Origin of the sequence: Plantactinospora sp. GCM10030261 (genome assembly GCF_042666615.1) — a bacterium.
GTDB lineage: Bacteria > Actinomycetota > Actinomycetes > Mycobacteriales > Micromonosporaceae > KBS50.
The window spans coordinates 298,103-318,187 of record NZ_JBHTDD010000002.1; the positions used below are offsets into that span (position 1 = coordinate 298,103).

General features: G+C 71.9%; 20 protein-coding genes. 14 read left to right on the top strand and 6 right to left on the bottom strand.

The window, feature by feature from the left end; all coding sequences use genetic code 11:
• Nucleotides 1-200 precede the first annotated feature (200 nt).
• The 13 genes from ACFQUZ_RS04900 (at nucleotide 201) to ACFQUZ_RS04960 (ending at nucleotide 13,104) form a co-directional block, all read left to right on the top strand.
• A complete protein-coding gene (locus tag ACFQUZ_RS04900; RefSeq protein WP_377438039.1) occupies nucleotides 201-734 on the top strand; it encodes a helix-turn-helix transcriptional regulator in 534 nt (177 codons plus the stop codon).
• 255 nt (nucleotides 735-989) lie between these two features.
• Nucleotides 990-3,659, top strand: a complete 2,670-nt coding sequence (locus ACFQUZ_RS04905; protein WP_377438042.1) for a nitrate- and nitrite sensing domain-containing protein — start codon at nucleotides 990-992, stop codon at nucleotides 3,657-3,659.
• Nucleotides 3,656-4,060: a roadblock/LC7 domain-containing protein gene (locus ACFQUZ_RS04910; protein ID WP_377438045.1), complete on the top strand. Its 405-nt coding sequence runs from the start codon at nucleotides 3,656-3,658 to the stop codon at nucleotides 4,058-4,060. Before ACFQUZ_RS04905 ends, ACFQUZ_RS04910 begins: the two co-directional genes overlap by 4 nt.
• 49 nt (nucleotides 4,061-4,109) lie before the next feature.
• On the top strand, nucleotides 4,110-5,300 hold the full coding sequence (locus ACFQUZ_RS04915; protein WP_377438048.1) for an ABC transporter substrate-binding protein: 1,191 nt from the start codon (nucleotides 4,110-4,112) through the stop codon (nucleotides 5,298-5,300).
• A complete protein-coding gene (locus ACFQUZ_RS04920; protein ID WP_377438050.1) occupies nucleotides 5,297-6,190 on the top strand; it encodes a branched-chain amino acid ABC transporter permease in 894 nt (297 codons plus the stop codon). Before ACFQUZ_RS04915 ends, ACFQUZ_RS04920 begins: the two co-directional genes overlap by 4 nt.
• Entirely contained in the window at nucleotides 6,187-7,206 is a 1,020-nt protein-coding gene (locus ACFQUZ_RS04925; protein ID WP_377438053.1) for a branched-chain amino acid ABC transporter permease, read from the top strand. Before ACFQUZ_RS04920 ends, ACFQUZ_RS04925 begins: the two co-directional genes overlap by 4 nt.
• A complete protein-coding gene (locus ACFQUZ_RS04930; RefSeq protein WP_377438055.1) occupies nucleotides 7,203-7,946 on the top strand; it encodes an ABC transporter ATP-binding protein in 744 nt (247 codons plus the stop codon). Before ACFQUZ_RS04925 ends, ACFQUZ_RS04930 begins: the two co-directional genes overlap by 4 nt.
• Nucleotides 7,946-8,854 carry an ABC transporter ATP-binding protein gene (locus ACFQUZ_RS04935; RefSeq protein WP_377438057.1) on the top strand — a complete coding sequence of 303 codons (909 nt, stop codon included), beginning with the start codon at nucleotides 7,946-7,948 and terminating at the stop codon, nucleotides 8,852-8,854. The genes ACFQUZ_RS04930 and ACFQUZ_RS04935 overlap by 1 nt, the downstream gene beginning before the upstream one ends.
• Before the next feature lie 2 nt (nucleotides 8,855-8,856).
• On the top strand, nucleotides 8,857-9,675 hold the full coding sequence (locus ACFQUZ_RS04940) for a class I SAM-dependent methyltransferase (RefSeq protein WP_377438059.1): 819 nt from the start codon (nucleotides 8,857-8,859) through the stop codon (nucleotides 9,673-9,675).
• Between the two features lie 218 nt (nucleotides 9,676-9,893).
• Nucleotides 9,894-10,370 carry a hypothetical protein gene (locus ACFQUZ_RS04945; protein WP_377438061.1) on the top strand — a complete coding sequence of 159 codons (477 nt, stop codon included), beginning with the start codon at nucleotides 9,894-9,896 and terminating at the stop codon, nucleotides 10,368-10,370.
• A 76-nt stretch (nucleotides 10,371-10,446) separates the two neighbouring features.
• A complete protein-coding gene (locus tag ACFQUZ_RS04950) occupies nucleotides 10,447-11,100 on the top strand; it encodes a hypothetical protein (protein WP_377438065.1) in 654 nt (217 codons plus the stop codon).
• Between the two features lie 156 nt (nucleotides 11,101-11,256).
• Nucleotides 11,257-12,543 carry an MFS transporter gene (locus ACFQUZ_RS04955; RefSeq protein ID WP_377438171.1) on the top strand — a complete coding sequence of 429 codons (1,287 nt, stop codon included), beginning with the start codon at nucleotides 11,257-11,259 and terminating at the stop codon, nucleotides 12,541-12,543.
• Nucleotides 12,544-12,588: 45 nt separating this feature from the next.
• Nucleotides 12,589-13,104 carry a serine acetyltransferase gene (locus tag ACFQUZ_RS04960; RefSeq protein WP_377438067.1) on the top strand — a complete coding sequence of 172 codons (516 nt, stop codon included), beginning with the start codon at nucleotides 12,589-12,591 and terminating at the stop codon, nucleotides 13,102-13,104.
• A gap of 75 nt (nucleotides 13,105-13,179) precedes the next feature.
• On the opposite strand, the gene ACFQUZ_RS04965 is transcribed toward ACFQUZ_RS04960, so the two are convergent.
• Entirely contained in the window at nucleotides 13,180-14,196 is a 1,017-nt protein-coding gene (locus tag ACFQUZ_RS04965) for an Acg family FMN-binding oxidoreductase (RefSeq protein WP_377438070.1), read from the bottom strand.
• A complete protein-coding gene (locus ACFQUZ_RS04970; protein WP_377438073.1) occupies nucleotides 14,193-15,194 on the bottom strand; it encodes an Acg family FMN-binding oxidoreductase in 1,002 nt (333 codons plus the stop codon). The genes ACFQUZ_RS04965 and ACFQUZ_RS04970 overlap by 4 nt, the downstream gene beginning before the upstream one ends.
• Before the next feature lie 170 nt (nucleotides 15,195-15,364).
• On the opposite strand from ACFQUZ_RS04970, the gene ACFQUZ_RS04975 reads away from it, so the two are divergent.
• Nucleotides 15,365-16,006: a response regulator gene (locus tag ACFQUZ_RS04975; protein ID WP_377438075.1), complete on the top strand. Its 642-nt coding sequence runs from the start codon at nucleotides 15,365-15,367 to the stop codon at nucleotides 16,004-16,006.
• Nucleotides 16,007-16,063: 57 nt separating this feature from the next.
• On the opposite strand, the gene ACFQUZ_RS04980 is transcribed toward ACFQUZ_RS04975, so the two are convergent.
• From ACFQUZ_RS04980 to ACFQUZ_RS04995, 4 genes are all read right to left on the bottom strand, one after another.
• Nucleotides 16,064-16,657 carry a GrpB family protein gene (locus tag ACFQUZ_RS04980; RefSeq protein WP_377438078.1) on the bottom strand — a complete coding sequence of 198 codons (594 nt, stop codon included), beginning with the start codon at nucleotides 16,655-16,657 and terminating at the stop codon, nucleotides 16,064-16,066.
• Between the two features lie 188 nt (nucleotides 16,658-16,845).
• Complete coding sequence (locus tag ACFQUZ_RS04985; protein ID WP_377438080.1) at nucleotides 16,846-17,115, bottom strand: type II toxin-antitoxin system VapB family antitoxin; 270 nt, start codon at nucleotides 17,113-17,115, stop codon at nucleotides 16,846-16,848.
• A 119-nt stretch (nucleotides 17,116-17,234) separates the two neighbouring features.
• Nucleotides 17,235-18,962 (bottom strand): GAF domain-containing protein, encoded by a 1,728-nt coding sequence (locus ACFQUZ_RS04990; RefSeq protein WP_377438082.1) that lies wholly within the window; start codon nucleotides 18,960-18,962, stop codon nucleotides 17,235-17,237.
• A gap of 54 nt (nucleotides 18,963-19,016) precedes the next feature.
• Nucleotides 19,017-20,021 (bottom strand): Acg family FMN-binding oxidoreductase, encoded by a 1,005-nt coding sequence (locus ACFQUZ_RS04995; RefSeq protein ID WP_377438084.1) that lies wholly within the window; start codon nucleotides 20,019-20,021, stop codon nucleotides 19,017-19,019.
• Nucleotides 20,022-20,085 lie beyond the last annotated feature (64 nt).

The window sequence follows — 20,085 nt, forward strand, 5'->3', positions numbered from 1 at the left end:
GCCGATACGGTATCGGCGAACCGGCCTGCGTGGCCGCGCCGCATCCCGGATATTTTACCGACGATCAGTGATAGGTGGCCGGAACATCTTCCCACCGGTCCACCGTTGGGTTAAGAATTGGCTCCGGCCAATGCCTGACGGCTCTTGGTCGCGTTTCGTCCCACCGAAACGCCTCGCCGATGCGGCTAGGAGGTGACCGCATGGAGGGCGCATCCCGGTGCGCCACCGGGGACTCGGCGGCGAGCCGCCAGTTCCGATGGGAGTTGCGCCGGTGGCGCCTCCGGCAGGGCCTGACGCAGCGGGCTCTCGCCGAGCGGGTGCGCTTCAGCCGCGAGACGGTGGCCGCCGTGGAGTCCGGGCGGCGATACGGCAGCCGGGAGTTCGCGGACCGGTGCGACGAGGCGTTGGCCACCGGCGGCCGGCTGACCGCGTTGTGGCCGCGGGTCGCCGCCGAGCAGATGGCCGCCGACGGGCGGCGGGGCCCCCGCGATCCGCTCGCCGGACGGTCGGCGGCGGCTGGGTTGGCCGCACCAGCGCCGGCCGCTCGGGTGGAGCAGTCCGCAGCGAGCCTGGCTGCCGTGGCCGAGTTGTGCACCGGCCCCGGAGCCGGGACGGATCCGTTGGCCGTCGCGGAAGCGGTCGACCAACTGCGGGAGTTGGTGGACCGGATGCTCCACGAACGAGTCGGTCCGCCCGGCCCGCCGGCGCAGGGACGGTCCGCCGTGCTCGGATAACCGCGCGAGGAGCCGATCAAACGTCACTGGCAGGACCGGCTACCTGGGCATGGGTACAGATGCTGGTACGAGCAGTTTGTACCGCCGTCAAGTCTGGCTCCGGCCCCGTCCCGTCCGGCGCAATGGAAATTGCTTACCGCAACCGCAGATCGACATTTGCCATAGCCCGTGGGGTGACTCTTGGCGTCGAACAGCAGATCCCACGCGATCCGGCCTTTTCCACCCCGGCAACGGGGTTGGAAGATCGCCTCCCGGATGCGCCTCATCGTCGCCGCGCCCCTGGTTGCGGTGATCGGGTTCGCCGGCCTGGCGGTCGCCGACAGCGCTCGTCAGACCGTCCGTGCCGGCAACCTCGAAACACTCGCCCAGCTCGGGACCGAGGCGGGTGGGCTCGCCTACCGGCTGCAGCGGGAACGGGTCGCCGCCGCCGACCTGTTGAACACCGGTGCCCCCACCCAACAGGACGCGTTCGCCCGCAACGTCGCCGAGACCGACAGCGCGCTGCGGGAGTTCCGCGCCGCCCGCAACGAGGTCGCGTCGCCACCGGACAACCTGCGGGGAGCGCTGGCCCGTATCGATTCCGGCCTGGCCGGGCTGCAACCGCTGCGGGCACAGGTCCGCACCGCCGCGAACGCGTCAGTCTCCGCCATGACCTTCAACTACCGGATCCTCATCGCCGACCTGCTGGGCTATCGGGAAAGTCTGGCCCAGGGCGTGGTCAACGCGGACATCGCCGACGGCATCCGGGCCGCGGGAGCCCTGGCCGCCACCTCCGAGTCGGTCGGCCAGCAACAGATCGCGGTGCTCCGAGCCGTGGCCTCCGGACAGTTGACGGCCGCCACGCAGCAGGACATCACGGCGGCCAGGACCAGCTTCACCGAGGCCAGCCTCTCCTTCCTCGACCTGGCCCGGCCGGGCTGGTCGGCCTGGTGGGAGCGTGCCGGCAGCGGTGAGGAGGCGCTCGCCCTGCAGCGACTGCAGGACCAGGTGTCCCGGGCCCGTCCGGGTGCCCGCCTGGACCTTGACACCGTGGCCTGGATCGACGCGACGCAAGCCTGGTCGGCACGGCTGCACGAGGTGCAGCAACGGGTGGACGCGGCGGTGCTCGCCGACGTGCGGGCGGACCGGGACGCGCAACGGCGCCGAGCCATGCTGGAAGGCGCCGGTGTGGTGCTGGCCCTGTTGCTGACCGTGCTGGTGACGTGGCTTGTCGCGCGGCAGATCACCCGCCGGCTGCACCGCCTCAGGGACGCCGCGAACGCGGTGGCGTTCGACCAGCTACCGGCGATGGTGGCCCGGCTGACCCGCTCCGACAGCGGCTCGGTCGACCCCGAAACCCTGGCCCGCCGGTCCGCTCGACCGCTGGAACCGTCGAGCGACGACGAGATAGGCGAAGTGGGTCAGGCCTTCACCGCGGTGCACCGGGCCGCGGTGCGAACCGCGGCCGAGCAGGCCGTCATGCGGGCGAACACGGCCGACATCTTCGTTCACCTCAGCCGACGCGAACAGCGGCTGGTCGACGCCGTCCTGGCCCAGGTCGACCTCGTCGAACGCGACGAGACCGATCCGGAGAAGCTCCAGCAGCTCTACAAGCTGGACAACCTCGCCACCCGGATGGGCCGGATCAACTCCAGCCTGCTGGTCCTCGGCGGCGCCGGCGTGGGTCGGGTGCGCCACGAGGACGTGCCGCTGCAGAAGGTGCTGCAGGCCGCGCTGTCGCAGATCGAGCAGTACCAGCGGATCCGGCTCGGGGTCGTGGACGGCGATGTCGCCGTCGTCGCCGACAAGGTGGACGAGGTCGTCCACCTGCTCGCCGAACTGATGGACAACGCGACCGCGTACTCGCCACCGGAAACCGAGTCCTGGGTGACCGCCCGCAGTCTCGGCGACCGGGTCGTCATCCAGGTCAGCGACGAGGGCGTCGGGCTGTCCGCGCGACGGATCCAACAGCTCAACGAACTGCTCGCCAACCCACCGGACACCGACGTGGCCGCGGTCCGGGCGATGGGCCTGGTGGTGGTCGGCCAGCTCGCCGCTCGACTCGGCGTCGGCGTCCAGCTCAGGCCCGGCCCCCGACTCGGCACCATCGCCGAGGTGGCCCTCCCGGCGACGCTGATCCGGCCGGTGCCGCCCGAGGAGTACGTGATCGCGCCGGGACGACTGGTCGAGCGGCCGAGCCGGATGGCCGAGCCGGTGCGGTCCGGAGCCGGCGGCCGGCCGATGGTCGGCGCCGGACTGGACGGAGTGCCGGACCCGACGGCGACCAACGACGGATCACTGCGCCGGGCAATTCCGGCGCCCGTGGTCGGTGCTCCAGCCGCCCCACCCGCCGGAAGCCCGGCCGCGATGCCGGGTGGCGCCCCGGTCATCCCGCCCGTGGGGAGCCCGGTCGCGACGCCGACCGGCTCGCCGGCCGGTATGCCGCCGGGTCGATCCGGGAGCGGGAGGTCTGATCCGTTCGGGGTGCCGACCGGCGCTCCGCCTGCCCGACCCGGCAGTGGGCGGTCCGATCCCCGGGCGCCCGGCATCGCGCCGGTCTACCGGACGGCGGGCGGCCGCTCCGGCCGTGGCGAGGACCCCACGGAGGAGCTCGTGATCTTCCAGCAGGTCAACAACTGGTTCCGCGCCGACCGGACCAGGGGACAGAGCCCGTCACCGTGGGCGAGTCCGGCCGACGACGCGTGGCGGGTCGCCGCGCAGGCCGTCGCGCCGGAGGTGGCCGCAACCACGGCATCCGGACTGCCCAAGCGCCAACCCCAGCGGTACCTCGTGCCGGGCGGGGGCGAACTGCCCCGACAGTCACAACCCGAGCGGCGGGACCCGACGAAGGTCGCCAACGCGATGGCCGCCTACGCGCGCGGGGTGACCAGCCGGCGGCCGGCCACCATCCCCGCAACCAGTGACGCGACAGGGAGCAGCAGGTGACGAACCATCAGGATCTCGGTTGGATGCTTGACAACTTCGCCGAGCGGGCCACCGAGGTCAGCCACGCCATCGCCATCTCCAGTGACGGACTGATGGTCGCGGCCACCCGGAGCCTGCCACCCGACCGGGCCGATCAGCTCGCGGCCACCGGCAGCGGTCTGGTGAGCCTGCTGCGCGGGGCGGCCAGCTTCTTCGAGGCGGGAGCGGTGATCTCCAACGTCACCCAGCTCGAGGGCGGGTTCATGTTCTCCATGGCGTTCAACGACGGGGCCTCCCTGCTCGTGCTCGCCTCGCCCAACTGTGACGTCGGCAAGGTCTCGTACGAGATGGCCGAGCTGGCGAACCAGATCGGTGACGTGCTCACCCCGGCGGCCCGGGCCGCCCTCGCCCACGGCCGCTGACGCCACCCACCCGACTCCGAACTCCGCTTCCCCACCGTCTGGAGATGACATGCCTGCCATGCACCATCGGCGCCGCCGCGCGTTCGCGGCGGTGTCGCTAGCCCTCGGTCTCACCGTCGCCGGCTGCGCACAGGACAGCGGCGGTGGAGGCGCCCAGGAAACGATCAAGATCGGCCTTCTCGCCTCACTGTCCGGGACGTACCAGGCGGTGGGCACGGAGATTCGGGACGGATTCCAGCTGTACCTGTCCACGCACGACAACAAGCTCGGTGGCCACCCGGTGGAGCTGGTCATCGCCGACGAGGGCAACGGCGCCCCAACCGCCGTACCGGCGGCCACCAAGCTGCTCAAGCAGGACAAGGTGCTGGCCCTGACCGGCGGGGTCGGTGGTGGGTCGGTGGCCGCCATCTATCCGGTGCTCAGCCAGACCAAGGTGCCGTTCGTCGGCTCCAACGGCCGGCCCGAGCTCAAGGACGTGTCCCGGATCTGGCACACGTCCTACCTGTCCGAGGAGCCGGGAGCGGCCATCGCGCAGTACGTGAAGGACACGGTCAAGGGACCGGTCTACGCGATCGGGCCGGACTACCAGGGTGGCTGGGACGAACTGCGCGGCTTCACCGACGAGTTCGCGAAGGTGGGCGGCAAGCTGGCGAACCCGGACGGCAAGACGCGGTTCACCCCGTTCCCGCAGACCACCAACTTCACCCCCTACTTCGCCCAGGTCAAGGCGTCGGGTGCCGCCGCGGTCTACACCTTCTACGCCGGCACCGCCGCCGTCGACTTCGTCAAGCAGTACGCCCAGTCCGAGATCAAGGACATTCCGTTGTACGCCGCGGGCTTCCTGACCGAAGGAGGCGTGCTGAACGCGCAGGGCGAGGCCGCCCGCAACATCTACTCGGTGCTCAACTATTCACCCGACCTCGACAACGCCGAGAACCGGGAGTTCGTGGCGGCGTGGAAGACCAACCACGACGGACCTCCCACCACGTACGCCATGGCCTCCTACGACGCGGCGGCGGTGCTGGACCGGGCCATCGGCGCGGCGGGGGACAAGCCGACCCCCGACTCGATCAACACGGCCATCGCCGAGCTGGGCCAGATCAGCAGCCCGCGCGGCACCTGGCAGTTCTCCAAGTCCACCCACTCCCCGGTGCAGAAGTGGTATTTGCGGCAGGTCCGCCAGGACGGTCGCGCCCTGTCCAACACCGTCGTCGGTGACCTGGCGACCGTCGGGCAGTGAGCGGGGTGCTCGGGCGGTTCGACGCTTACCTGGTCCCGGCGGTCGACGGCATCGCGTACGGGTTGCTGATGTTCGTCGTCGCCGCCGGGCTGGTGTTCTGCTTCGGCGTGGCGGACATCCTCAACCTGGCGCACGGCACGTTGTACGCGATCGGTGGCTACACGGCGGCGGCCCTGCTGGACGGCGGCTGGGCCACCCTGCTGCTCGCCCTCCTGGTCGGCACGGTCGTGGCGGCGGGGGCGGGCGGTCTCATGGCGGGCCTGCTCGCCCCCGTCACGGCCGGGAACCACCTCACCCAGGCGCTGCTCACCTTCGGCGTCGCGCTGGCCGGCGGGGCCCTGCTGGTCACCGCGTTCGGCCCGGACGACCTGCCGGTACGGCTGCCGGCGGCGCTCGAAGGATCGGTGGAGTTGGCCGGGCACCGGTACGCGGCGTACCGCCTGGTGTTCATCGGGGTGGCAGTCGTCCTCGCCGTGCTGCTCTGGCTGACCATCACCCGGACCCGGGCCGGCATGCTGGTGCGGGCGGCCGTCGACGACGCCGAGATGGTGGCGTGCCTGGGCGTCAATCCGGCCTGGGTCCGGGTCGGGGTGCTGACCATCGCCGGCGCGCTGGCCGGGGTCGCCGGGGTGCTCGGCGCCCCGATCCTCGGCCCGGGGCCGGGCACCGCGGCCACCGTACTGCTGCTGTCGTTGGTCGTCGTGGTGCTCGGCGGGGTCGGCTCGGTGGGCGGCACGCTGCTCGCCGCGCTGGCCGTCGGCGAGATCCAGACCCTCGGGGTGGCGCTGCTGCCGTCGGCCGCACCGTTCCTGCTCTTCGCCGCGATGGCCGTGACCCTGGCCGTCCGGTCCCGTGGCTGGCGCCCACGCCGATGGGCGGTGCTCCGGTGAGTGCCGTCAGCGGGCGGGTGCTCCGCCGGGCCACGGCCGGGCTCGTCCTGGCCGGAGTGATCGTGGCGCCGTGGACCACGGACGACTACACGATCTCGGTGCTCGCCCGGACCCTGGTGCTGGGGCTGGTCGGGGTCAGCGTCGCGCTCCTCACCGGCGTGGCCGGTCTGCCGACCCTCGGGCAGACCGCGCCGTACGCCGCCGGGGCGTACACCTGCGCGGTGCTCGCGACGAACGGGCCGCAGATCGGGGTGACCCAGGTGGCGATCGGCGCCGTCGCCGGCGCGCTGCTGGGCGCGGTCACCGTGCCGCTTGTGGTGCACGCCCGCGGGGTGATCGTGCTGATGATCACGCTGGCCATCGGGGAACTGGTCGCCACGGCGGCCAGCCGCTGGCGTTCGGTGACCGGCGGTACCGACGGGAAGGCCGGCTTCGAACCGCTACGACCGGTCTGGGGAATGCCGGTGCTGGAAACGGACCGGGCCCGTTATCTCTACACCCTCGTGGTGGTCGCGGTGGTACTCGGGGTCGTGTTGCTACTGCTCCGCACCCCGTTCGGCGCCGTGCTGCGGGCCGGCCGTGACCACGAGGGTCGGTTGCGGGCCAGCGGCCACCCGGTTCCGACGTACCTCGCCCTCACCTACGTGCTGGCCGGCGCGGTCGCGGGGGTGGCCGGCTCGCTGCTGGTGACCGCGCAGCAGTACGTTTCCCCGGCCGACTTCGGATTCGACGCCTCCGCGTTGCTCCTGCTCGGGGTGGTGATCGGCGGGGCCGCCTCGATGACCGGTGCGCTGGTGGGCGCTGCCCTGGTCATCGCGGCGCGCGACTGGTTGTCGGGGGTGCTGCCCGGCTATACCCCGCTGGTGCTCGGCGCGCTGTTCGTCGCGACCGCGTACCTGTTCCCCAACGGCGTTGGCTGGCCCCGGACCCGGCGTCCGGGACGAGCGCGCGCCGGGGTTTCCGGCCGTGTCGCCGCCGGTGAACCTCGCCTCGCCCAGCCGGAGGTTCGCGCATGACGGCGCTGCTCGCCGCCGAGAAACTCTCCCGGCGGTACGGATCCCTGACCGTCGTCGACCGGGTCGACCTGCGGATCGAGGACGGCCAGCGATACGCGTTGATCGGGCCGAACGGCGCTGGGAAGACCACGCTGCTGGACCTGATCGGCGGCGCCCAGCGGGCGGACGGCGGTACCGTCCGGTTCGGTGGGCGGGACATCACCCGGACCGGCCCGGCCCGGCGGGCTCGGCTCGGCATCGGCCGGATCCATCAGCGTCCAGCCGTCTGGCCGACGCTTACCGCACTGGACAACGTGGTGGTGGCGGCCCTGCCGCAGGTCGTACTCCGGGGTGGCTGGCGGCCGTGGGGGTTCCACCGCCGGGTCCGGCGGCCGGCCGCCGCGCTGCTCGACCGGATGGGTCTGGCGGACCATGCGCGGGAGCCGGCGGGGCACCTGTCGCACGGGCAGCGTCGTCAGTTGGAGATCGCGATGGCCCTCGCCGGCCGGCCGCGGCTGTTGCTGCTGGACGAGCCGGCGGCCGGGCTGTCCAGCACCGAGGTGACTCGACTCGTCGAGCTGCTCGCGGCGCTCCCGCGGACGATGTCGGTGCTGCTGGTGGAGCATCGGCTGGACCTCGTCTACGAGCTGGCCGACACCGTCACGGTGCTACGCGACGGTCGGGTGCTGGCCACCGGTGGTCCGGCGGAGATCCGGGTCTCCCCGGCATTGCGGCAGGCGTTCGCGGCGGGAGTCTCGTGATGCTGCGGGTCGACCGTCTCATCGTCGGGTACGACGGCGGTACCGCCCTGCACGGTGTCAGCCTGACAGTGGCCACCGGGACGGTCCAGGCGGTGATCGGGCGCAACGGAGCCGGCAAGAGCACCCTCGTCCACGCCGTCGCCGGGCTGCTGCGGCCGTACTCGGGCCGGATCGAACTCGACGGTGCGCAACTGGCCGGCGCACCGCCGCACCGGGTGGCTCGGGCCGGCATCGGCCTGGTGCCGCAGGGCCGGCGGGTGTTTCCACGGCTGACCGTGGCCGAGCACCTCGCCCTCGCGGCCACGTCCGCCCGGCGCACCGCGAGTACCGGCGAGCGGTGGACGACCGCCCGGGTGCTGGAGTTGCTGCCCCGCCTGGGTGAACGGTCACGGCACCGGGGCGACCAGCTCTCCGGTGGTGAGCAACAGATGCTCGCGATCGCCCGGGCGTTGCTCATTCAACCCCGCGTGCTGCTGCTCGACGAGCCCTGTGAAGGGCTCGCGCCCGACCTCGCGGAGCGGATCCGGGAGCTGATCGCGGAGTTGGCCCGCACCGGACTGACCGTGCTGCTTGTCGAACAGCAACTGCACCACGCGTTGCGGGTCGCGGACCGGATAGCGGTGCTGGAGTACGGCCGGCTGGTCTATGACCACCCGGCGGCCGAGGTCCAGGTCGACCTCGCGCCCATCGAAGCAATGCTCAGTGGCGCCGCCTCCCTACCGGCGACCACGGACCACCATGGCGCGGCACCGGGGCCGCGCCATTCGGACCCGCACGGCACCGGGCCGGCGGCGTCCACCGCGGGAGCGGCGGCATCCCACCCGGGGTCGCCGACGTCCGGCGCCGGATCGGCGACCGGGTCGCCGGATGGTGCCGACCATCCCGCGCACACCACACCGAGGAGGTAACGGTGTCCACCCCAACCGAGATCGGCTACACGTTCGACAACGCCTCGCCCCAGGCCGGGGATCAGATGCGTACCCTCGAGGCGTTCCTGGACCCGATCAGCGCGCGCCGGCTGACCCGGCCCGTGCTGGTGCCCGGCGCGTCCTGCTGGGAGGTGGGCGCGGGAGGCGGCTCCATTGCCCGGCTGATGGCCCGGGCGGCCGGTCCCGACGGCCGGGTCGTCGCCACCGACATCGATCCGCAGCACCTGGTGCCGGCGGCCAACCTTGAGGTACGGCGTCACGACATCCGCACCGAACCGGCGCCGGGTACCACCTTCGACGTCATCCACGCCCGGCTGCTGCTGCTGCATCTGCCGGAACGCCAGCGGGTGCTGCGGAAGCTGACCGACGCGCTGGCTCCGGGCGGTTGGCTCGTCGTCGAGGAGTTCGACTGCACGACGCCGCTGCGGGTGCTGACCGCCGTCGACGACGACGCGGCGAAGCTCTTCACCCAGGTCATGGAGACCATCCTGCACGTGCTGCAGGGACACGGCGCGAACCTGTCGTGGGCGCAGGACGTGCACGCGGAGATGGTCCGGGCCGGCTTGACCGACGTCGACTCGGTGACGCATTCGGAAAGCTGGACCGGCGGGTCGCGCGGCCTGGCACTGCACGACATCAATTCCCGCCAGCTCGAACCGGAACTCGTCGCCGCCGGCTTGTCGCCCGCCCAGCTGCGGGCGTTCCACGAACTGACCCGCGACCCGTCGTTCGCCGCGATGTCGTACCAGTTCGTCTCGACCCGGGGCCGCCGTCCGGGCATGCGGAAGATCGCGGACTGACCCGTCTGGCGCTGGTCCGCCCGGCCGGGGTCGTCCACCTCCGGGAGGACCCCGGCCCACCAAGATCGACTCAGGATCGGCGAAGTCGGGTCTCCGGAACTCTGGGACACCCCAACTTCGCCGAAACCGAGTCGATCGACTTGCGACGGTCCTACCGGCAGAGGACCCCTCGGGCCGTCGAGTCGTCAGTCGGCTGGTGATTGGGTAAGTGGATCGTCATGACCTGCTACCGGATGCCGCCGAACCGGCCGCTCGCCTGGCTCATCGCGGGGGTGGGGACCGCGATCGTCGTCTTCGGTGTCACGCGGATCGTCGGAGAACCGTTCTCCTGGTTCTCCGTGCTATGGATCGCCACCGGGATCACGGTCGTGGGGAACGCCCTGGTGACGGCGTTGGGCAAGGGTGGTCTGCGGCGGTTCGTTCGCCCCGTGGACCCGGGCGGGCCTGCGGCTCTCTCCGGTGACGACGAGCCCGAGCCGCACCGAGTGCGACCGAGCAGGGTCGGGTCCGTTGTCGGCGCGGTTGCCGGCATCGGCATTCTGATCTTCGGCGTCACGCGGTTCGGCTCCGACGGTTCGCACCGCGGATTCGTGGTGTTGTGGATCCTCATCGGTGTCGTCATCATCATCTTCAATCTGTGGACGGCGTGGAGCCCACGGGGTCGTGCTCACCTCTTGGGGCGCCGCGACAGGTGACCAGGCGGCCCGCGATCGGCCCGGCATTGTCAATGCAGTGTTGACGTCGCGGCGGTCCTGGCGGCACGATGCGCGCGTGACAAACGCCGAACCGTCCCCCTCCGCGAGGCCGCCGTCGTCGAGCCGGGACGTGCCATCCGACCCGTCGGCATTAGGCGACCATCGGGCCGTCCTCGCCGCACTGACCGGCACCACCACGGCGGATGCCCTCGCCGGCCTCGGGTTGCTTCGCGGACTGCGGAATCATCTCGACGAGGTCGAGCGGTCGCTGATCGAGGCGGCCCGCGACGGTGGCGCGAGTTGGAGCGCGGTGGCCGAGGCGTTGTCGCTGGCTTCGCGGCAGGCGGCCGAGCAGCGGTGGTTGCGGCTGGCTGGCCCGGTGGCCGGCGACGTCCGTCGGCATCGGGTCAACCGCCAGCGTCAACAGAGAATTGACCGGGACTACGGCGAACCGGTGGTCACACTCCGCGTGGCTGTCCGTGCCGCGGAGCGGGTCCTGCGCGCCAACCACGAGTGGACCAGCTGTCGACCGGTCGGTGAGTTGGCCCGGGCAACGCTGGCGGCCGCCGGCGACGCACCCCCGGGAGGGCTGTACGACCTGGCCCGGAGTGCCCTGGCCGATCTGGCCGAGGTGGTGAACGCGGCCTCCGGCTTCGACGTGCCGGCACCGATCCGCGTGGCGACAGATCGGCTGCGTGTCGCGATCGAGACGGCCGCACCTGGCGGGTGACTGTGGTCGCATGCTCGCGGCCGGGAGGCCGAAACTTGAGCGCAGTCGACTAAACATGAGCTTGACTTCGGCCACTGTCGGCGGTCAGGATGTGAGCCACTTCGACTCAATCCTGGGGGACATGTGCTGGGACCACTGTGGCGTGATCGCAACGCGGTGCTGTTCGTCGGCGTTTCAGCCGTCATCGGTTGCGGAGGCTCCGTCATGCTGCTCGCCGGCGGGGTGTGGACGCTCAGCCTCACCGGATCGAGCAGCCTCGCCGCTCTCGCCGCGCCGGCGTTCTATCTGCCCACCCTGCTGGGACCGCTGATTGGCAGCCTGGCCGACCGCTTACCGCGCAAGCCGCTCCTGATCTGGACCTGCCTCATCACCGCGCTCGTACTGCTGTCGTTGCTGGCTGTCCGGTCCAGCGACCAACTGTGGCTTATCTATCTCGTGATGGCCGCGTACGGCGTCAGCTTCGTGTTGGTCGACGTCGGCGATTCCGCGCTGCTGCCGGCCGCGCTGCCCAGCGCGGGGCTGGGTCTGGTCAATGGCCTGCGGACCAGCGCCCAGGAGGGGATGAAGTTGATCGCCCCGCTGCTGGGTGCCGCGCTGTTCGCCTGGCAGGGCGGCTACCCGGTCGCCGTGCTCGCCGCCGCCCTGTTGTTGGTGGCCGCCGGACTCTACTGGGCGATCCGGATCCGACCCCCGGCCGGCGGGAGCCTCTCCCGCCCCCCGGCGGACGGCATGAGCGACGCGACCATCGAGCCGGAGCGCCGTACCGTCCGGGTCCGTGACGGCCTCCGATACCTCTGGCGGCATCCGGTGCTGCGCCCGGTGATCCTGCTCGGCGGCTCGACCATCGCCCTTTCCGGCGTGTCCACCGCCGCCGTGTACGAGGCGGTGACCACCGGCCTGCACCGCCCCCCGGAGTTCATGGGCGTCCTCGCCTCGGCTCAGGGCGCCGGCTCCCTCCTCGGCGGGTTGATCGTCGGACGCCTGCTGACCGGTCGGGGAGAGGGTGTCACCGGCGGTGTCGGCGCGGTGCTGGTCGCCGCCGGGGCGACCGCCTGGTTCGTACCGTGGTGGCCGGTGACGCTGCTGGGCAGCCTGCTGGTGGGTCTGGGACTGCCGTGGACGCTTGTCGCGGCCATGACCGCGGTTCAGACCCGGACCCCGAGCGACCTGCTCGGTCGGGTGGCCGGCACCGCGAACACCGTGCTCTTCGCGCCGACCGCCCTGGCTACCCCGATCGGGGCCGCGCTGGTCCTGATCGACCGCAGGCTGCCGCTGTTCATCGTGGTCGTGGTGGCGTTGACCACCGGCGTGTCCACGCTGATCCGGATGCGTCACGTGGGACCGGTCGCCGACCCCGAGCCCTCGTCGGCCGTCCCCGATCCCCATCCCGTCGGCACGGCGCGGGGCGCGGAGCCCGACCGCAGCGGTCTGTCGGGTTCTTGACCGGGGTCATCGGAACGGGCAGTCCGCTGCCCTACCCTCGGTGACGTGTTCGAGACGCTGCGACAGGATTATCCGCGGAACAGGGACCCGCTGGCCAAGATCGTCATCACGGTCTTCCGTTTCGGCCAGTGGACCACGGCCCGCCGTACTCTGACGCGGCGCCTCTGGTCCGTGCCGTACCGCGTCTTGAACCTGCTCGTGGTCCGACTCGGTACCCACAGCGACCTGCCGCGGGACGTCACCTGTGGACCGGGGCTGCGGCTGTTCCACCCGTACGGCCTGGTGTTGCACCGGGGTGCCCGGCTCGGCTCGGGAGTCAGCCTCTACCACCACGTGACCATCGGTCGGCGGGACTCCAGCGGGGAACCGGTGCTTGGCGACGAGGTGACCGTCGGCGCCGGAGCCATGGTGTTGGGACCAGTCACGATCGGTGACCGGGCTCGGATCGGCGCACGGGCGCTGGTGCTGGACGACGTGCCAACGGACGGGACCGCTCTCGGACCGCGGGCGTCCATCCGGGCGCCGGCCCCTACCGATCTCACCGCCGCCCCGGGTCCGTGACGCGCCCCGGCTCGGTGACGCGCCCGGCTCCGTGCCGCGGTGTTGAGTCCGTGCCGGCCAGCCTGTCCCTGGACGTCAGGAGGACACCCTCTTGCCGTGGATGGCCTCAACACGTTGTCCGTCCGTCGGCGGGTCGATCACGGTGGCGGGATCCCGGCGCGGCGTCGGCCAGCCGGGCTGCCCGTAGCCGACACGCAACACCATCTGCGGTACGCCGAATCGGCCCAATGCCAACCGCAACTGTTCGCGGGCGCCGGGGACCTCGATGGGCTGGGACATCATCGAGGCGGCGAGGCCGGCGTCGGTCGCGGTGAGCAGCACCCGTTGCAGGGCCTGCCCGGCGGTGATCTGGTCGGCCGCCGTGTCACCGACCGAACCCAGCACGGCGACCAGCGGCTCCGGCTCGAAGTCGCGGCCGGGTGCCCGGTCGCGTCCGCCAAAGTTCCGCTGCGGCAGCAGGTCGTGTATTTCCCCGGACGACGATGCGGCGGCGGCCGTCGGAACACCGTCCTGCGCCTGCTCAGCCCGGATCCAGGCACGCTGTTCGGCGCTGTACGCCGGATCGCGGTCGAGCACCCGGTGCGCGCTGCGGGCGATCTCCGCCACCGCGTTCACGGGCCCGGCACCGATGACCAGCTCCAGCCAGGCGCCCTCGGCCCGCGCCGCCTCCACGAGCCGCCACCGCGCGTCGGCCGGGACCGGATCCGGCCAGAACGGCGCCCGGTTGCTGTGCCGGCGCGGTACGGCGGCGAACAGATCGCGCTCCCGGGGGGTCGGCGGGCGAGGCTGATCCGGTGTCAGTCGAGCCACCACCCGCGGATCCGTCGGGTAGGGGCGCACCCGCACCCGGGCCGGCACCCCGGCGGCGGCCAACGCGAGCCGCAGGTTGAACACGGCGGCACCGCAGGCGAGCCGGGCGCCCCACCCGGCGGGGTCGGTGGCCGGCAACTCGCGGTCGGGGTCGACGCGTACCTCGATCCCGCCGGCGTGCAACCGGAACCGCCAGGGCTGGCTGTTGAGCAGCGACGGCGCCCGGATCGCGGTGACGACGGCGGTCCGCAACTGCGCTTCGGTGTAGTGCTCGACGTTCATTGGCCCGGCCCCTCCTGGAACTCGATCACCTGGTCGGGTCCGCGGCGGGGCACCGGCGGCAATTCGCCGGGCACGGCCACCCCGATCCGGACGGCCAGGTATGGCTCACCGGTGCCGGCCAGCAGGTCCCGCAGGAGCCCTCGCGGCCAGCTCACCTCGACCGCGTCGCTGATCGGCGCGGCCGACAGCCCTTCCACCACGGCGGTGAGCAGCAACGCCGACAGAGCCTCACCGCCGGCCAGCCAACCGGCCCGGTCGTCGCTCTCCCCGTACAGCACCACATAGCTCGCCCCCCGGTCGAAACCGGCGCCGACCTCCAGGCCCGGGGCGCCGCCGACGGCGTGGTCGCGGACCGGCACCCGGCGGGGGGCCGGACGGACCGCCACCGTCGCTGGCACGCCGTCCCGTTCGTCCGCCGGCCGGTGGGTCCATCGGGCCAGTTCCGCCCGGTACGCGGGGTCGGCCAGTTCGGTGGCCGCCGCGTGTGCGGTGGCCACCGCCAGCATCGGCATCTGGTCGTGGCGTACCACGTGCAGGTGAACTCCCTCGGCCTCGACGGCCGCGCGGAGCCGGTCCAGTGACGCGGCCGGCACCGGGGTGTCCGCGAAGGCCCGGCGGTCGGTCCGGCGGCGGGGCACGGCCGCCAGCAGCGCCGTGTCCGCCGCGGTGGGGGTCCGCGAGCCGGTCAGCCGGAGCCGGGCGAGCAGCCGGGGTACGGCCGGGTTCGGTAGGCGGGCCACCTCGACCCGGTGTCCGGCGGCGGCCAGCGCGACCCGGGCGTGGTGCAGGGCGGCGCCACAGCTGATGGTGAGCAGCTTGCCGTCCGGATCGGTGACCGGCAGTCCGCGGTCCGGGGCGACGCGGAGTTCGAGCAGGTCCGGGGCGACCCGCCAGCGCCACGGCTGGGTGTTGAACACCGACGGAGCGTGCAGGGCCGTGCGTGCCGCGACGGCGAGCGGTCCGTCGCTCATCGCCGGCCGGCCTGTCGTCGGGACCATGGCTTCTCCTCCTGCCCGGATGACGCCACCGGGTGACACCCCCACCGTGCGCCGGGCGGTGGGGGCGTGGGCAGGGCCAACGGACCCGTCCCGACCGCCCGTTGGCCGGTGACCGGGTCCGGGACCTTCGGCCCGTTACAGAGGGCGCCGGATGCGGGTAGAAACGAGGGATGATCCGCGTCTTCCTGCTCGACGACCACGAGGTCGTCCGCCGTGGCCTGGCCGATCTCCTGCAGGCCGGGGGTGACATCGAGGTGATCGGGGAGTCCGGCTCGGCCGACGAGGCGACCCGCCGGATCCCGGCGCTGCGTCCGGACGTGGCGATCCTGGACGCCCGGCTGCCGGACGGCAACGGCATCGACGTGTGCCGGGACGTCCGGGCGGTTGACTCCACCATCAAGGGGCTGATCCTCACCTCGTACGAGGACGACGAGGCCCTGTTCGCGGCGATCATGGCGGGTGCGGCCGGGTACGTGCTCAAGCAGATCCGGGGCACCGACCTGGTGGACGCGGTCCGCCGGGTGGCGGCCGGTCAGTCGCTGCTCGACCCGGCCGTGACCCAGCGGGTGCTGGAGCGGATCCGCAGCGGGGTGGAGCAGCCGCGCGAACTCAAGTCACTCACCGAGCAGGAGCGGCGGATCCTGGAGTACGTCGCCGAGGGGCTGACCAATCGGGAGATCGCCAGCCGGATGTTCCTGGCCGAGAAGACGGTCAAGAACTACGTCTCCAGCGTGCTGGCCAAGCTGGGACTGGAGCGGCGTACCCAGGCGGCGGTGCTGGCGACCCGGCTGCTCGGCAAGGGCGGGCACTGAGTCGGACTTGGCAGCCAATCAACATGGTCGCCATTGCGGGTGGATGACGGGCCCTGGTCAGCGTAATCCCGCACGCTTGAGGATCTCCCTGATGACGGTGGCTTTACCGTTGACGTAGCGCGACGCCGAGAGAGGATGCTCTGCGGCTGCTTCGTACTTGCGTGAGGCGTAGCGATCACGATCGTCAGGGTGACTGCGGAGCCAGTCCCGGAAGATGAGGTGGCGCAGGAACTCGTCGCAATCTGGGCCGAAAACGTGCAAGTTGACGTCATGACCTTCGGTCCATAGGCAACGGTGTTCGTACCAGTACGGCTCCCGAGTGCGTAGCAGGTATCCAGCAGCGGTCAGGTCCGGGACGTAGGTGTCCTCGTCGGCCGGGTCGGTCACGATCAGGTCGATGTCGAGGCGATCCTTCGCGGGTAGTCCCGGCACTGCGGTGGAGCCGACGTGTTCGACAGCGAGGACACGCTCGCCGAGCGCAGTCCGGATGCGGGCCTCCTCACGCAGGTAGCGTGCTGGCCAGCTCGGGTCGTAGGGGCTGATAGTGATGGGCTTGATGGGGACGTCCAACGTGCGATCACCGACGGCGCGTTGCGCCAGCTGTTCTGGCGTAAGCGGCGCTGACGGCGCGGGCAGCGGAGGCATGCGCATGCCGGGAGGTTAGCGCTGCGCCTCTCACCGTATTGACCGGCCATCACGGGATGTCGTCGCGCATGGTTTAGGGGGTGGACTGGACCCGTCGTTCGGCCACATCCGGAAGGTGTCGGGCGACAGTTACGAAGTCGTATCGGGGTCGCGGAGCAGTCTCCACAAGGCGGACGAGTCGATCAGATAGCGGATCACGCAGCCGGCGACTTTCCGGCCGCGTGCATGTCCTGCCAGCCCTCGTAGTCCCAGTTCTGCGCTGCCGCGGCGTAGTGATCAAGGGCGGCTATGCGACGGTGCCGCGCGGCGTACTCCCGCAAGGCGAGATTGACCGTCTCCTTCTTGCTTCGCGCGCCGGACAGGCGCATTGCCTCGGCCAACGCGTCATCATCGAGGTCAATTTGGGTAACCGTCATGACGATCTCCTGTTGGTTATGTATCAAGCTCTCATACATCTTCTCCATAGCAGTCGCCACGGTTCGTCCCGGCTGTCCCGGGAATGATCATCTGCCGTGCCTCGTGCCCATCGCGTGTGATGGCGCGGGGCCTGGTGCCGGGGCGACGGCTCGGCGTGGGCGAGCGGTCAGTGAAGCAGCGGGACACTCCAGGTCAGCTCGGTGCCGCGCGGCTCCGCCCGGCCGACATCGAAGGTCCCGCCGTGCTGGACGGCCCGCTCCCGCAGGTTGACCAGTCCGCCCCGGGCGGCCGCCGGATCGGTGCCCACGCCGTCGTCCCGGACCACCACCGTCAGCCGGTCCGGATCGACCGTCACGTCGACCGACACGTGGTCGGCCTTGGCGTGCCGGACCGCGTTGGACAGCGCCTCCCGGAGCACGGCCAGCAGGTCGGGACGCATGTCGTCGGGCACCGCGCTGTCCACCGGCCCGGTCAGCCGCAGCGTCGGCCGGTAGCCCAACGATCCGGCGGCCACCTCGATCGCCTCGCGGATCTCGGTCCGCAACGCGGCACTCATCGGCGTGCGCAGCTCGAAGATGGTCCGCCGGATGTCCCGGATGGTGGCGTCCAGATCGTCCACCGCCGCGTTGATCCGCTTGCTCACCTCGGGCCGGACGGTCAACGGGACGGCGCTCTGCAACTGGAGTCCGGTGGCGAACAGGCGCTGGATCACCACGTCGTGCAGGTCGCGGGCGATCCGTTCGCGGTCCTCCAGCACCACAAGCAGTTCTCGTTCCTCCTGCCCCCGGGCCCGTTCCAGGGCCAGCGCGGCCTGACCGGCGAAGCTGGTGAGCAGGGCGAGGTCATCCTCGGCCGGGGCGTTGCGGCCGGTGGCGTAGCCGACCACCAGCACGCCGTGCAGCGTCTCGGCGGTGGCCAGGGGCACCACCGCGGCCGGGCCGCGGGACACCGGAACCGGCCACGCCGCGGTCTCGGCGAAGTTGTCGACGACGGCGTGCCGCCGCTCGGTGACCGCCGCCGCGAAGGTGGTCTCGACCGCCGGCAGCACCGTGCCGACCAGCGCCGATGCCGGCTCGGACGCCGAGTCCACCACCTCCACGGTGAACCGGCCGGCGTCCTCGTCGTAGAGGAGCACCAGCACGAGATCCGCCTCGGCCACCTCCCGGGCCCGTCGGGCGATCAGGCTGAGCGCGTCGGTACGCCGTACCTCACCGAGCAGCACGCCGGTGATCTCGGCGGTGGCCGCGAGCCAGCGTTCCCGCCGGTGCGCCAGCGCGTACAGCCGGGCGTTCTCGATCGCCACCCCGGCCGCCGCGGCAAGCGCCACCACGATCTGCTCGTCGTCGTCGGTGAACTCGCTCGCGCCCTGCTTCTCGGCCAGGTAGAGGTTGCCGAACACCTGGTCCCGGATGCGCACCGGCACGCCGAGGAAGCTGTGCATCGGTGGGTGGTGCGGCGGAAAGCCGTACGACTGCGGGTGTTTGGTGATGTCCGGCATCCGCAGCGGTCGCGGGTCGTCGATGAGGAGCCCGAGGACACCGCGTCCGTGCGGCAGGTCGCCGATCCGGGCCTGCTCCTCCGCGCCGATCCCGTGGGTGATGAAGTTGTGCAGGTAGCCGTCGCCGCCGAGCACGCCGAGCGCGCCGTACCGGGCGCCCACCAACTCGCAGGCGGACTCGACGATGCGCAGCAGGGTGGACCGCACGTCGAGGTCGGTGGAGATGCCGACCACGGCGTCGAGCAGCGCTCGGAGCCGCTCCCGGCTGGCCACCACCTCGCCGACCCGGTCCAGCATCTCCTGGAGCAGTTCGTCGAGCCTTACCCGGGACAGCGGGGTCAGGCCGAGTGAGGGAGTCTTCTGGTCGTCTTCCGGCAGGCCGATGTCGGCGGACATTGGCCGATGGTAACGCCCGGCGTGGGCGGCGTGACGCCGCCCGGACGGCGGATCTCAGGCGGGCGGGGGTGTCCGCACCGCAGACGTGTCGATCACCTGGTCGGCCGGCAGCCGCGGGGTCCGCGGCGGACCGGCGTGTTCGGGGTCGGCGATGCCGATCCGCAGCACCAGGTACGGCTGGGCGAGGCCGGCCAGCGCCCGGCGCAGGATCTCCCGGGTGCCGGTCACCTCGACCACCCAGCTCAGCGGGACCATCGAGACGCCCAGGGCGGTCGCCGTGAGCCAGGCGGCGGAGAGCGCCTCACCGGCCCGCATCCAGTCGTGCGGTTCGTCCCCGTCGCCGAAGAGCACCGCGTACGTGGCGGCCCGGTCGTGACCGGGACCGATCGGCAGGGCGCCGGGGCCGAAGTCACGACCCGGCACCGTGGTCCGGGCCGGCTCCGCGGGCAACACCTCGGGGGTGAGCCCGGTGCCGGCGGGCGCCCGGGTGGTCCAGTAGAGCAGTTCCTCGCGTACCCGGGGGTCCTCCGCCTCGGCGTCGGTGGCCCGGCCGGCGGCGGTGGCCAGGTGCAGGATCTGGTCGGTGTCGAGCACCTGGAGGTCGGCGTGCTCCGCGGCGGCACGCCGGATCTCGTCCAGCGTGGCCGCCGGCACCGGCTCGTCGCTCACCGGCCGACGGTCGGTGTGCCGGACGCTCATCGACTGCACCAGCCGCATCGCTGCTGGCTCCGGCGTGGCGTGGCCGGTGGGCACCACGACGGCGAGCAGGTCCGGATCCGCCGGGTCGGGGACCCGGTCCACCCGCACCGTCCACCCTTCGGCGCGTAGCGCGACCACCGCGTGGTGCAGGGCGGTGCCGCAGCTCACCGCGAGCAGGTGGGCGTCCGGGTCGATGGCGGCGAGCTGCCGCTCCCGTACGGCGAGCAACTCCAGCCGGTCCGGCAGCACGCGCCACCGCCACGGCTGGGTGTTGTGCACCGACGGCGCGTGCCCGGCCACGGCGGCGGCCTGGATGAGGGCGTGCGGCACGGCGACGGTCTCTGCTGGCACCTTGGTCATCCCCTGACTCCCCTCGTGACGTCTTCAACCTATCGGCGTCCGGGCGGCGACGCAGGGGCGCATC

Excerpts from the sequence above, each read along its gene's own strand:
- ACFQUZ_RS04900 (WP_377438039.1), top strand. The coding sequence starts at position 201 with ATGGAGGGCGCATCCCGGTGCGCCACCGGGGACTCGGCGGCGAGCCGC.
- ACFQUZ_RS04905 (WP_377438042.1), top strand. The coding sequence starts at position 990 with ATGCGCCTCATCGTCGCCGCGCCCCTGGTTGCGGTGATCGGGTTCGCC.
- ACFQUZ_RS04915 (WP_377438048.1), top strand. The coding sequence starts at position 4,110 with ATGCCTGCCATGCACCATCGGCGCCGCCGCGCGTTCGCGGCGGTGTCG.
- ACFQUZ_RS04930 (WP_377438055.1), top strand. The coding sequence starts at position 7,203 with ATGACGGCGCTGCTCGCCGCCGAGAAACTCTCCCGGCGGTACGGATCC.
- ACFQUZ_RS04935 (WP_377438057.1), top strand. The coding sequence starts at position 7,946 with ATGCTGCGGGTCGACCGTCTCATCGTCGGGTACGACGGCGGTACCGCC.
- ACFQUZ_RS04945 (WP_377438061.1), top strand. The coding sequence starts at position 9,894 with ATGACCTGCTACCGGATGCCGCCGAACCGGCCGCTCGCCTGGCTCATC.
- ACFQUZ_RS04965 (WP_377438070.1), bottom strand. The coding sequence starts at position 14,196 with ATGAACGTCGAGCACTACACCGAAGCGCAGTTGCGGACCGCCGTCGTC.
- ACFQUZ_RS04970 (WP_377438073.1), bottom strand. The coding sequence starts at position 15,194 with ATGGTCCCGACGACAGGCCGGCCGGCGATGAGCGACGGACCGCTCGCC.
- ACFQUZ_RS04975 (WP_377438075.1), top strand. The coding sequence starts at position 15,365 with ATGATCCGCGTCTTCCTGCTCGACGACCACGAGGTCGTCCGCCGTGGC.
- ACFQUZ_RS04980 (WP_377438078.1), bottom strand. The coding sequence starts at position 16,657 with ATGCGCATGCCTCCGCTGCCCGCGCCGTCAGCGCCGCTTACGCCAGAA.
- ACFQUZ_RS04985 (WP_377438080.1), bottom strand. The coding sequence starts at position 17,115 with ATGGAGAAGATGTATGAGAGCTTGATACATAACCAACAGGAGATCGTC.
- ACFQUZ_RS04990 (WP_377438082.1), bottom strand. The coding sequence starts at position 18,962 with ATGTCCGCCGACATCGGCCTGCCGGAAGACGACCAGAAGACTCCCTCA.
- ACFQUZ_RS04995 (WP_377438084.1), bottom strand. The coding sequence starts at position 20,021 with ATGACCAAGGTGCCAGCAGAGACCGTCGCCGTGCCGCACGCCCTCATC.